The organism is Bacillus sp. 522_BSPC, from assembly GCF_001076885.1.
Lineage (GTDB): Bacteria > Bacillota > Bacilli > Bacillales > Cytobacillaceae > Niallia > Niallia hominis.
This window is the reverse complement of the sequence record NZ_JVDT01000082.1, coordinates 1-11,818: the sequence shown is the minus strand read 5'-3', so window position 1 is coordinate 11,818 and position 11,818 is coordinate 1. Positions and strand designations below refer to the sequence as shown.

Below are 11,818 nucleotides of genomic sequence, written 5' to 3'. Positions count from 1 at the left end.
CTCAACTTTCGCAGAGTGATATCGGCAAATAAGCCTTGATATAATTAGGAAGGCCAGCGATCCACTGTTCAAGTTGACTTTGAATTATTTTTTTGATTTTCTTATTCGTTTGTTTAAGTGCATCTTGAAGAAGCTCGATCAATTGCTGTAATGCGACAGCCCAATCAAGTTCATTTACTTCATCGCATAATTCGTAAAACAGACCACCTATTGTGCGTTGATCGGTATTACAGCGATTCTGCCACGACAGAACGATAAAACGAGAAAACACAATCGTTGTATGGCAAATAAGCGCGTCATATGAACGGCTTTGGAATTCTTTTTCAAGTTTCAAAAGAGATTTGGCCGCCTTAAAGAATACCTCGATATCCCAGCGCATTCCATAGATTCGGACGATCTCCTGTTCTGAAAGAGTGCAGTCTGTGCTGAGGATGGCAAGCCAGTCGCTTTTCTTATTTCTGTTTTGAATGAATACCACTTTAATTGGTGTTCCATTAGCCATGATCGTATGGATGGAACGAAGAATTCCTTTCTTGGATTGAATGGGTCCAGCTAGGCGGTATAGTTGCTTTAAAGAAACCATCTCCCCGTTTACGTTATAACGTTGTTTTGTTTCTTTGACCATACCAATTACGTCTAATCCTTGATCCACAATAGACTTTACAAGTGGTGGCAATGTAAACCAAGAATCCATAAGGACATAACTTGCATCTATCCCATTGGCTAATGCACGTTTAATCATGTCAGGAACTTGTTCAGGCTCAGTTTGTAATGCATTTTCTCGACGCTTGTATCCACAAGTACGTTTATCAATTTTTTCAGAGATACCATTGATTTGAGACTTTTTTGAACTGACTAAAGAAAAGTCAATTGGCATAAATGTATAGCCATCTGACCAGCCCAAAGTGAGCATACGAAACCCCTTAAAGAAACGCATTTTCAGGGAAGCATGATCAAAACAACGAGCGAGAAGCTCTACCTTTTTACTACGATTTCGGTCATACGCAGAATCATCGATAATCAGTACTTTTGGACGCTCTTTATTCGTAAGGCGAGTCACCTTTTGAATAGTAAAAATGCTCAACAGTAGTAAGAAACGGCGCCAATTAAAAGTTGATTGGTTTAAAAAGCGATAGACGGCATCTTTGGCTGGAAACTGATCGGCTTTCTTTGAATCAAGAAGTGAAAACCAATTTTTGTGCTGGAAAATCAAACAGAAAACAAGCTGAAATAAGTAGGAACAGCTGAAACCGAAGGATTTTTTAATTCCTGCTTGGCGCAGGTGTTTATTCATTTCAAGCTCAGAAAAAACCGAATTAAGTTCTTTTGGTAGTTGATTGTTTTGGCTATTTTGGTCTATCATATAGGGAGCACCTCTTCTGTATGGTAGTGTTTTCTCTACAATTACACTATACCAAAGAATGAGGTGTTATTTCATTTTATTAAACACTGTCAAGCAACATATTTAATAGACCATAGACGCAATACAACTAACGATTTGCACTTATTTTTTTGGTGCGAAAGTTGAGTAAATAAAAACATATCCACTACTATAAATTTCTTCGCTTGTTGAATGTCCTTTAGCATCGTATGAAACACTTCATGTTGAACAACTCTTTTATTCTGTTTATTTTTGTAGGTGATGTCTGTTAATAGCTCAATATCTTCTACTTGATGGATAGCTCCCTCTACTGACATCCCAATTGGAAGAGGTTTTTTCACATGATAATATATAGTACTACTATATATAATGATAAAAAGCAGGAATAAAATACCAACTATCCGTTTCATCATTTTCCTCCCCATTTGCTTCATTTCTAAAGCGGTTTTCGTTGTTAAAGACTTGCCATTCACTTTTCACGGGGCTAATTCTCAAAATCAGTGATTTATGGTTGCTTAATATCTATTTAGTTTTTGCAATAATAGGAAGGATAATCATCTGTGGATGTAGAATATTTTTTTGAAAAAATGATGAGTTTTCGCAAATACATGATACAATATAAAAGCAAAAAGCATTTACATAGGTGAAGGAGATTACGAAAATTGATTATTGGACTATTAATTATACTCGCTTATTTAATTGGATCTATTCCTTCTGGACTAATAATAGGCAAAACCTTTTACAATAAAGATATACGAGAACACGGTAGTGGGAATTTAGGCGGTACCAATTCATTTCGAGTTCTTGGCAAGAAGGCAGGCTTTGCGGTAACAATTTCCGATATATTGAAAGGGACAATCGCAACATTGTTGCCAATACTTGCTACTCTTATATGGAACATTGACATAGAGATAAACCCGCTAATTTTTGGGATATTTGCAGTAGTTGGTCATATGTATCCAGTATTTGCTGGTTTTAAAGGTGGAAAAGCAGTTGCTACGTCTGCTGGCATTCTTCTTGGTCATGAACCACTTTTATTCCTTATTATTTTAGCGGTATTTTTTCTTACACTATATATATCAAAATATGTTTCTTTATCTTCCATGGTTGCTGGTCTCGCGGGACTTATCTATTCCCTTATCCTTTGGGACGATAAATTATTAATTTTTATTCTTGCCGTACTAACGATTTTTGTTGTTTATAGACATCGTGCCAATATAAAAAGAATCATTAATAAAACGGAGCCAAAAGTAACCTGGCTATAAAAAGGACCGATTTCGGTCTTTTTTTTATTTTACAAGTTTAATTTGACATTAAATGATTTATTTCGTCATACCTTTTACTATAATCGTTAAAGGGGCGAATAAGGATGACCAATCATACTGTAAATTACAAGAGTACTATTGAAGGTGCAGAAGACTTTGAAAATAAATTAGAAATGGTGGAAACGAAACTCCAGGAACAAAAAGCAAATATGGAGCATTTAATCGAATGTCTACAATCTTTAACTCTTTCTACAACCTATAGTGAAAATATAGCCAAAATGGTTTGTAGCATAACACATGAAGTACGTAACCCGCTTACGTCTATTAGCGGATTTTTGCAACTAATAAAACAAACAAATAATCTTCATTCCATTCATCAATACACGGATTTAGCACTAAGTGAATTAACACGAGCCAATGACTTAATTACCGATTTTTTAAATTTATCTAAATCTGAATCAAAGGAAAGTCACCCACTATCTATAAATAAATTAATCAAGGAAATGTCTTCTGTTTTTAAGAGCGAAGCAAATTTAAAAGGAATAATCTTACATATTGACTTAATATCAGACGAACCATTATGTATAATTCATGAACAGCATCTTACCCAAGTAATCGTAAATGTTGTAAAAAATGCCTTTGAAGCAACGGAAGCAAATCATTCATCCAATCAAAAAGAGGTGGTTATTCAAACAAAAGTTTCTAGGGACCATCTCTTGGTTATAGTAAAAGATAATGGATGTGGCATGACAGAGGAACAGCTGAATCATTTATATACTCCGCTTAAAACGACGAAAAAAAATGGAACCGGCATGGGCCTTTATGTCTGCAAAAAGCTGATTGAGAAATATAATGGTACTATGAAGGTCCAAAGTGCTATAGAAAAAGGGACAACCATTACCATACAGCTGCCATTCTACTTTTTAAAGGAACAATAACTTCCTTTGTGATAGAGAACAGTGGCAGAAAAAAATCAATCAATTCCTTGTTCTTTACTTACAAATGTATCAATATTTGTTATGCTATTATTTGTAAAGTGATTTTAAAATTGTTTTAAAGAGGCTGATGATGAATAAAAGAAAAATAATCTACATGTTCTTCCTGATTGTTGCATTATGCATACTAGTGAGTGTGGGGATGTCAAAGTTTTCCCCTTCTACCAGCAAAGAATCTCATTCTATTTCAGGTAGAAACATTCATGAATTAGCAAAAGAAGAAAATAAAAAAATTACAATAGCAGCTATTGGCGATATACTTATCCATGATCGAGTCTATAATGATGCTCGAGAAGGAGATTATTATAATTTTGATAAAATGTTAGCTAATCTATCCAGTGAATTAAAAAAACCTGATTTATTGCTTGCAAACCAAGAAACAATTGTCGCTGGAGAAACGATTGGGTTATCTGGCTATCCTACTTTTAATAGTCCCCACGAAATTGCCGATACCATAAAAAAAGCAGGTGTTGATATTGTTACTACTGCAAATAATCATGCTTTAGATCGCGGAGTAAAAGCGCAAAAGCTTTCCATTGATTATTTAAATCAAATAGATCTTCCCCATGTTGGAACCTATTTAAATAAAGATGATCAAGATAAGATAGTTGTTTTAGAAAAAAATGATGTCAAGATTGCTTATTTAGCTTATACCTACGGTTTAAATGGGATTCCCGTTCCAAAAGGAAGCGAGTATATCGTTAATGTAATAGATAAAGAAAAAATGAGTAACGAAATTCAACGGGCCAAAAAAGTTGCAGATGTTATAGTAATGGCAGTTCATTGGGGTAACGAATACGAGCGTTATCCATCTAATGAGCAAAAAGAATTGGCACAGTTTTTTATCGATGAAGGTGTTCATATTATTTTCGGAAGTCATCCGCATGTTCTTCAGCCAATCGAATGGCTAGAAGGAAAGAATGGGCAAAAAGGTTTAGTTGTTTATTCGTTAGGGAACTTTTTATCTGGACAGGATGAAGAATATCGAGATATCGGTGGAATGGTAACTATTACGGTGAATAAACTGCAGAGAGGAAATTCGACTACTATTACATTGGATCAGCCTACCTTCTATCCTACCTTTGTTGCAAGTAAGAATGAAAGCAATTATATCATGCATCCATTGGTTACTTCAGAAGAAGCCGTTGATAAATACGGTGCTTCTATTTATAAAAAAATAATGGATCATATGCTAATAGAAGGACAAGCAGAGTAAAACCAAATGCAATTATTCGATAATTATAATAGAATCCTTTATAATTGAAATATACCAATAGTAATAGATTGCTTCCTTAGCATTTAAGGAGCAAAATTCATAAGAGGTGTGAAAACATGAAAATTGTGATTAGTGATAAAGCTGCCGAATGGTACAAGGATGAAATGCTGTTAAAAGATGGAGACTTTATTCGTTTCTTTGCTCGTTACGGCGGATGCAGTACAGTGCAGCAAGGTTTTTCTTTAGGAATTTCCAATGAACAGCCTGTAAATATTGGCGTAGAAACGGTAAAGGATGGAATTCATTATTATATAGAAGAAAAAGATTTATGGTATTTTGATGATAAAGATTTATTTGCAGATTTCAATGAAGTAGCAAACGAACCAGAATATCGTCACGCACAGTAAGTTTTGAGCTAATGATAAAATACCTAAAAAACAGCGAAAAGGTAAGTTTCTCTCACCTTTCGCTGTTTTAATTTTGGTTATTTCAAAAAATAAGCTCGATATAATAAGCGATTCTGTATTGTTTATAGTTTGAACATTTTCCATTCCATACATTTACGCTTTAGAAAGTAGCATTCAAAAATCTATTTTAAACGCTCGGAAATACCCTCTTCTTTCAAAATTTTCTTTTGTGTATCACCCAATAAGTCAAAATGAGAATAGCCATCTTTCCGATAATGGATCCATTCTTCCTTTAACCCATACTTTTCGCCCCAGCTTTTTAACTTTTTTATATCGGAACATCCTACTTTTGTAACTGTCTTACAATCTGGGAAGCGATCATCTAACCAGTAATGAGTTAAAAATGCAATTTCCCCATTATCTATTCTTCTTTTCCACTCTGTCAGCTCTTGTCTTTTTAATCCAAAGGCCATGAAAGTAATCTCCTTTATATGGCTTTACTTGTCTGTTGGTTGCTTTTTAATTTCTTCATATTTATGAAACCATTCGGGAAAAATCTTCTTAAAAGGTTTCGGTCTAAATGTTTCCTTCGATACGATAATATGTGTCGTAGTTCCTTCCACACAGATTTCTTCATTCTGGTTGATAATCTGATATCCGTAAACTGTTTTTATCCCATCATTTGTTTCCACCCAAGTTTTAACCTTTGCTTGGTCTCCATAACGTAACGGCTTTTTATACATTGCATAGACATCATAGACTGGTGCAAAATACCCTTTATTTTCCATTTCTAAATAATCATAGCCAATGTCCTCAATTAGCCCTGTTCTACCTCTTTCAAAAAATTTAAGATAATTCGCATGATATACAACACCCATAGCATCTGTGTCTGCATAATATAATTCAATGTCTCTTATTGAAATAAAAAAATTATCCATTTGTTTCATACCGTCCTATTCTTCGATTTTCCGTTTATATCCTTGTAAAACATTTTCTATATCTTCAGCAATCAGTGTAGAAACATCTGCTTCCATTCCTTGCTCTAATTGCTCGGACAGTCGTAATGCTTGTAATTGCACTGCTTCATCGATAATATTAGTGGCAAATCTTCCATTTCCTTCAGTTGAAACTTTAGGCAGTTGATTCTTTAATATGGAGATAGCTTCTTCTGATAACGAATAATCATATTTCGCTGCATACATTTTCATTATGTCAATCAATTCCTCCGCTACATAATCAGCAAAATGGATAAACTTTTTAAACCTAGAAGTTAAGCCAGGATTGCTTTGTAGTAATGCAGTTATTTCATTTGGGTAGCCAGCCAGGATTACAACTAGATTCTCATTATGCTTTGTCATTTCCATCACTAATGTATCTATGACCTCTTTACCAAAATCTTGTCCACCATTTCCTAATAAGGAGTAAGCCTCATCAATAAATAACACGCCACCAAGTGCTTCTCTAATTTTTTTTCTTGTTTTTATAGCAGATTGACCTACATATCCCGCTACAAAGTCTGCCCTGCTTGTTACAACCAAATGTCCTCTCTTTAAGATTCCACAATCTTTAAGGAACTGAGCATATAATTTCGCAACAGTAGTCTTTCCTGTACCTGGATTCCCTGTAAATACAGCATGTAGTTGTATGGGCAAATTCTTTTGCGCCTTCTTTTGTCTTAATTGCTGAACCTTTACAAATGCTATAATTTTCTTTATTTCTTCTTTCACTTTCGATAATCCGATTAGTTCATTTAATTCTGTCGCTGGATTGATTGGTTTTTCCTTGTCATCACTAACAAAATCCGATTCTTGTAGCAATGTATATTTTAAGATTTCTTGTTGATTTGATTTACGGGAACCTTTGCTAAATATGGCATCAAGAACAATATTGCGAACAGCTCGAGCGTTTCCAAAGCTTTCATCCACTTGTTCCCTCTCAAGTCTTTTTAATAATGCTTTTTTACCATCTTCTGTCATAACATAGTCATTACTCGAAGCCATTCTTTCACCAATTGCTAATAATTCACTAGGTGTATAATCAGGTAAATGAATCATATTAGAGGCTGGAAAACGACTTCTTAACCCATGATTACCATCTAGGAATTGACGCATTTCCTCTGGGTAGCCTGCTAAAATAACAGCAAACTTACCACCAAACTCAGACCCTGTCATTAAGGAAACAAGCGTATCAATTGCTGTCTGGCCATAATCATTACCAGATTGTCCCTCACGTTTTAAGCTATAAGCTTCATCAATAAACAGAACGCCGCCAACTGCTTGTTTAACAACAGAACGTACATTTTCTTCTGTTTGTCCCATATAGCCACCTATTAATTGGGATCGATCTGTTTCTACAACCTCTGCGCTAGGCAATACACCTAGTTCATGATATATCTTGGCCATTAGACGGGCAAGCGTAGTTTTTCCAGTACCTGGATTACCTGTAAAGATCATGTTTAGACTTAATGCATCCTGAATCATATAGCCTAATTTTTTTCTTGCTTTTTGGTAGCTTAAAAACTGATAAAAATCCTGTACTCTTTTTTTTACTGTTGCAAGACCGACCATTTGCTCAAGTTGCTCTAACGAGGAAAGTGTCGTCTGTTTTTCTTCCTTTTCTTCTACAAAAAGGCTTGCCCATTCCTTTTTAAGTTCTTGAAGCTCTTCTATTAACGTTTTTACACTTTCATAGTAAATCGATGTATGAAACACACCACTAATAGATTCGGCATACTCTTCAGCAGATTTCAATAGCTCAGACGTTTTCTCAATCACTATTTTTAGCGTTTGTTCAATGGTTTCATATTTCGCAACTGCCTCTTTATTATCGTAAACAGTAGCATTTATTCTCTGTTTCTTAATATGTGCCACTTCATCTTCCATTTGCTCTAAAAATGCGCGACAATTATTTATATATTGCTCTGCAATTTTGCGTTTTGCTGTTCGATTATCGGTTTCGCGAATATTAGGGAAGACAAGCTGATCGAGCAAGTGGCTGAAATTCTTCCAATCATATTGGGAAAGATATTTAAGAGCCATTGTATTGTCTGGGTTTAGCTCAATAGCTTTGTTTAACCATGCGACCGCAATTGTATCCTTTTGATTCCCATGCATCCTGGATAATGCCGCTATCGTTAATAATTGGGAAATTTCTTTTCCATTCTGTGCTTCATTTAGCGTTTGAATCGCATCTAAGATTTTTTTTTCATTTTCTACGAAACCATGCTCTTCAAACTCTTTCTCTAACAGATAAATTTCTTGATCTTTTATATTTGGTTTTACTTGTTCGTTATTCATATGTTCACTTCACTTAATAAATTTAGGATATACCTTTTTAATACTAACATATTCCTTTATTTTCGTTAATGATTATGTACCTTTCTCATAGGATTTATCTTAGTAAAGTACCTTTCATCCCTAATATCATTAGTACAAGCATTTTTTCCTTTTTTCCGTCAAAAATAAAGACAGCAATTACTCATTCTTTTCATCAAAAAAATGAGTGATTGCTGTCTAATTATGGTTTATATTTTGAGGAGACAATTATTCCCCTTTTGTTTGAATTACTTGAGCATGTTGTCCTGATTTATCTTGCATTTGCTTTCCTTTGTTTCCACCAAAGCTTCTTGATTTTGTCCCAATATGGCTTGGTACAAAGTGTTTGCTATCTTTTTTAGGATTACTCATCTAATCAACTCCTTCTTTTATATTTTGTACAAAAGTACAAGCAGAATAGATGGTAATTTCTAGATTTTAATATTAACGAGCTTTTTTCAAATGCTTTCTTTCTAATCGTTCTTCAATTTTTTCAATTGCTTCTCTATCCTTTAATAATTGCATTTTATTCTCTAATACTAATTCTTGAAATGAACGTTTGCGAGGTTTTCTCATGGCTCATTCTCCTTTATAAAAAATTTGTATTATCATATTTCCCAATAAGTAAAATAATTATTACATGAAAAGAAATAATTTTTGAATCTATTTGAAAAGTTTTTGTTTTCTGATAATTAAAACAAGGGGTGCACTCCTTATTACTACATTTGTAATTATAGTATATCACCAGCAGTTTGTAAAGCGCTTACATGCTAATTTATATTATTTTCATTATTTTTTACTTTTTGTCAATTCTCTCATTTCTTTGAGGGTTAACATCGTAAAATGCTTATGGATGATATCTCCTTCTCTATTTAGGAAATAGGTGGTTGGTATACTAAGTATATGATATTGATTAGCAACCATATCTTTCTTGTCCATTAAAACTGGAAAAGTTAATTTTCTCTCCTGGACAAATTGTCTAACCCCTGCTTCATTTCCGCCATCAACATTTACAGCAAGGACAACCCAATCATTTTGTTTTTCCTTTGAAAAGGTTTCTATATCAAGCATTTCTTTTTTACACGGTGGGCACCAGGTTGTCCAAAAATTGATCATAACAAATTTACCTTTAAAATCGGATAACTCTACTTTATTTCCATTAAGATCTTTTAATGTAAAATTTGGAGCTTTGTCTCCAATGTTTAAACCATTCTTAGCTAGCATAACATCATTTGGTGTTGTAATAATAAGCATAGCCATTAGCAGCATAAGGAAAAATACTCGTTTAGGTGACATAACAGCCTCCTTTTATAATTAAATGAATTGTAAAAGATAACTTTATTAAGTCTTTCTTATAGATTATCCCAAATTTTTTTATTTATTATATTGAGTGCGTAAAATTATTTAATTATTATAATAATTAAATTTCCATAATGGATCAGTTAAGCAAATGCTGTTGTTACCAAGTTAGCAATGTAATTAGCATACATACTTTAACATTCTTTATTTCGAAAAAAAACAGCCCAATTAAATGAGGCCACTGACAAACTGAGGTCATTTCTAAATAATCAGCTGGCCGCATAAAAAAAAGACGACCCTCATTAAATTTTTTGAATGTAGAGTCGTCTTTTTTTATCCATTTTCTCATGAATTCCTATCTTTTTTAACTCATTAATTTCAAGATTCTTTTTAAATTCACCGTAAATATTGCCATGGCACCTTGCAATTCCATACCTAATAGACCCGAGGATTTTGCAACATTGTACCCGTGTCTGTGTTTTAATTCGCTATTTTTAGCTTCTATTTTATATCGTTCTTTCGACTTTTCTTTAAAATAGTCACTTTCTTGAAATTTTGCCTGCTCTGTATGCTCGTTTGATTTGATGCTTACAGAATATGTTTTACTTTTAGCCCCTTCCTTATAACATCCTTCCTTAAACGGACAGTGTTTACATTTTTCTATATCAAAATAGTACGTATGAACTTGATTTCTACCTTCTCCTTTTTTGCCCTGTTTTGCTTTTCTTATTGCCATATGTCCAGCCTTACAAACATACATTCCAGCATCTTTATTAAATTCAAATTCATCTTCTTTTTTACGGTATCCTTGTGTTACAGAAGGGTTTAATTTGGCTACCAATTTCATTCCATTCTTTTTTGTGAACTCGATATTTCCTTTTTCCGAATAAGCTGCATCCCCGATTACTGCCTCAACTTCCATGCCGGCTGTCATACTTTTTTCAATCAGTGTTTCTAATTGTTTTCCGTCATTCTTTTCTCCAGTTGTGACTGTTGCGGCTGTAATAATCCTTTCTTCACTCATGGCTATGTGCGTTTTGTATCCAAAAAATGAGGTATCCTCACTCTTGTGACCAACTTTAGCATCTTTATCTTCTGAAATTTGTAGATATTCGATATCGTCATTTACCGTTTCTTTTAGAAGGTTTAGTTGTTCCTTTACTTTTGGATATGGAACAAGCGTATCTTCCTTCTCAATCACCTCAATCAGTTTTTGACAATACTCCATTTCATCCTCCAAAATATCCGTTGAAGTTTTAGTGGGAAACTTATCTTTCATGCTTTCATCTATTTTATAAACAGCTTTTCTAAGCTTTTTCGAACGATCCATTAGGATTTCTTTAGGTGATTTCTGATTATAACGAGCTTTCGAATGAGTGGCATCTACGATAATAGCTTTACTTTTGATAATTCCCTTTTCAATAGCGATTTCTACGGTTTTATTAACAAGCATATCTAAAAGTTTTACGTCTTTTAAACGCAACTTTCTAAATTTGGTTAAAGAACTTGGTTCAATCACCGAATCTTCGGGTGCCATATCAAGAAAATATTTAAAAGACATATCATATTTTGAACGTTCAACAACGTCAACATCAGACAAGTCATAAATCGACTTTAATAATAAATACTTGAACATACGAATAGGATCGATGGCATTTCGACCGTTATCAAAACAATAATTTTTCTTGATTTCATCATAAACAAATGAAAAGTCAATTAAGTCATTAATTTTTCGTAACAGATTATCTTTTGGAACGACTAAATCATATAGAGCCATAAAAGGGCTAAAAAGAATCATAGACTGTTGTTTTTGAATCATAGTATCCACCCACACTGAAATTGATACTATAATTATACAATAAAAAAAGGATAGTTCCTTCAAATAATGAAGGACTATACCTTTTAGATTATGAACATTTGGAGGACTTTTTCAGTGGCCTC

Annotated in this window: 13 protein-coding genes; 4 read left to right on the top strand and 9 right to left on the bottom strand. The window is 33.7% G+C overall.

Features of this window, described 5'->3' with window-relative positions; genetic code table 11:
• Position 1: 1 nt before the first annotated feature.
• Entirely contained in the window at positions 2-1,363 is a 1,362-nt protein-coding gene (locus ADJ83_RS06245; protein ID WP_048717268.1) for an IS4 family transposase, read from the bottom strand.
• A gap of 89 nt (positions 1,364-1,452) precedes the next feature.
• The gene (locus ADJ83_RS06240) at positions 1,453-1,791 is read right to left on the bottom strand and encodes a hypothetical protein (protein ID WP_031540130.1); all 339 of its coding nucleotides are present in this window, start codon (positions 1,789-1,791) and stop codon (positions 1,453-1,455) included.
• Between the two features lie 252 nt (positions 1,792-2,043).
• On the opposite strand from ADJ83_RS06240, the gene plsY reads away from it, so the two are divergent.
• The 4 genes from plsY (at position 2,044) to ADJ83_RS06220 (ending at position 5,264) form a co-directional block, all read left to right on the top strand.
• Entirely contained in the window at positions 2,044-2,646 is a 603-nt protein-coding gene (gene plsY / locus ADJ83_RS06235) for a glycerol-3-phosphate 1-O-acyltransferase PlsY (RefSeq protein ID WP_031540131.1), read from the top strand.
• Between the two features lie 104 nt (positions 2,647-2,750).
• The gene (locus tag ADJ83_RS06230; protein WP_031540132.1) at positions 2,751-3,584 is read left to right on the top strand and encodes a two-component system sensor histidine kinase NtrB; all 834 of its coding nucleotides are present in this window, start codon (positions 2,751-2,753) and stop codon (positions 3,582-3,584) included.
• Between the two features lie 130 nt (positions 3,585-3,714).
• The gene (locus ADJ83_RS06225; protein WP_035416766.1) at positions 3,715-4,857 is read left to right on the top strand and encodes a CapA family protein; all 1,143 of its coding nucleotides are present in this window, start codon (positions 3,715-3,717) and stop codon (positions 4,855-4,857) included.
• Positions 4,858-4,973: 116 nt separating this feature from the next.
• Complete coding sequence (locus ADJ83_RS06220) at positions 4,974-5,264, top strand: HesB/YadR/YfhF family protein (protein ID WP_031540134.1); 291 nt, start codon at positions 4,974-4,976, stop codon at positions 5,262-5,264.
• Positions 5,265-5,446: 182 nt separating this feature from the next.
• Here the strand turns inward: ADJ83_RS06220 and ADJ83_RS06215 are convergent, their stop codons facing one another.
• From ADJ83_RS06215 to ADJ83_RS06180, 7 genes are all read right to left on the bottom strand, one after another.
• Entirely contained in the window at positions 5,447-5,737 is a 291-nt protein-coding gene (locus tag ADJ83_RS06215) for a hypothetical protein (protein ID WP_031540135.1), read from the bottom strand.
• A gap of 24 nt (positions 5,738-5,761) precedes the next feature.
• Positions 5,762-6,202 (bottom strand): acyl-CoA thioesterase, encoded by a 441-nt coding sequence (locus ADJ83_RS06210; RefSeq protein ID WP_035416767.1) that lies wholly within the window; start codon positions 6,200-6,202, stop codon positions 5,762-5,764.
• 15 nt (positions 6,203-6,217) lie between these two features.
• Entirely contained in the window at positions 6,218-8,560 is a 2,343-nt protein-coding gene (locus tag ADJ83_RS06205; protein ID WP_031540137.1) for an AAA family ATPase, read from the bottom strand.
• Positions 8,561-8,806: 246 nt separating this feature from the next.
• Entirely contained in the window at positions 8,807-8,950 is a 144-nt protein-coding gene (locus ADJ83_RS06200; RefSeq protein WP_016205356.1) for an acid-soluble spore protein N, read from the bottom strand.
• Between the two features lie 72 nt (positions 8,951-9,022).
• Positions 9,023-9,154: an FbpB family small basic protein gene (locus tag ADJ83_RS06195; RefSeq protein WP_031540139.1), complete on the bottom strand. Its 132-nt coding sequence runs from the start codon at positions 9,152-9,154 to the stop codon at positions 9,023-9,025.
• Between the two features lie 213 nt (positions 9,155-9,367).
• Positions 9,368-9,874, bottom strand: coding sequence for a TlpA disulfide reductase family protein (locus tag ADJ83_RS06190; RefSeq protein WP_031540140.1), 507 nt, complete (start codon positions 9,872-9,874; stop codon positions 9,368-9,370).
• 367 nt (positions 9,875-10,241) lie between these two features.
• Positions 10,242-11,696, bottom strand: a complete 1,455-nt coding sequence (locus tag ADJ83_RS06180) for an IS1182 family transposase (RefSeq protein WP_048717259.1) — start codon at positions 11,694-11,696, stop codon at positions 10,242-10,244.
• Positions 11,697-11,818 lie beyond the last annotated feature (122 nt).

Bases quoted from the DNA above. Each gene is read 5' to 3' on its own strand.
- ADJ83_RS06205 (WP_031540137.1), bottom strand. From the start codon at position 8,560: ATGAATAACGAACAAGTAAAACCAAATATAAAAGATCAAGAAATTTAT.
- ADJ83_RS06245 (WP_048717268.1), bottom strand. From the start codon at position 1,363: ATGATAGACCAAAATAGCCAAAACAATCAACTACCAAAAGAACTTAAT.
- ADJ83_RS06200 (WP_016205356.1), bottom strand. From the start codon at position 8,950: ATGAGTAATCCTAAAAAAGATAGCAAACACTTTGTACCAAGCCATATT.
- ADJ83_RS06230 (WP_031540132.1), top strand. From the start codon at position 2,751: ATGACCAATCATACTGTAAATTACAAGAGTACTATTGAAGGTGCAGAA.
- ADJ83_RS06240 (WP_031540130.1), bottom strand. From the start codon at position 1,791: ATGAAACGGATAGTTGGTATTTTATTCCTGCTTTTTATCATTATATAT.
- ADJ83_RS06215 (WP_031540135.1), bottom strand. From the start codon at position 5,737: ATGGCCTTTGGATTAAAAAGACAAGAGCTGACAGAGTGGAAAAGAAGA.
- ADJ83_RS06225 (WP_035416766.1), top strand. From the start codon at position 3,715: ATGAATAAAAGAAAAATAATCTACATGTTCTTCCTGATTGTTGCATTA.
- ADJ83_RS06180 (WP_048717259.1), bottom strand. From the start codon at position 11,696: ATGATTCAAAAACAACAGTCTATGATTCTTTTTAGCCCTTTTATGGCT.
- ADJ83_RS06210 (WP_035416767.1), bottom strand. From the start codon at position 6,202: ATGGATAATTTTTTTATTTCAATAAGAGACATTGAATTATATTATGCA.
- ADJ83_RS06220 (WP_031540134.1), top strand. From the start codon at position 4,974: ATGAAAATTGTGATTAGTGATAAAGCTGCCGAATGGTACAAGGATGAA.
- ADJ83_RS06195 (WP_031540139.1), bottom strand. From the start codon at position 9,154: ATGAGAAAACCTCGCAAACGTTCATTTCAAGAATTAGTATTAGAGAAT.
- ADJ83_RS06190 (WP_031540140.1), bottom strand. From the start codon at position 9,874: ATGTCACCTAAACGAGTATTTTTCCTTATGCTGCTAATGGCTATGCTT.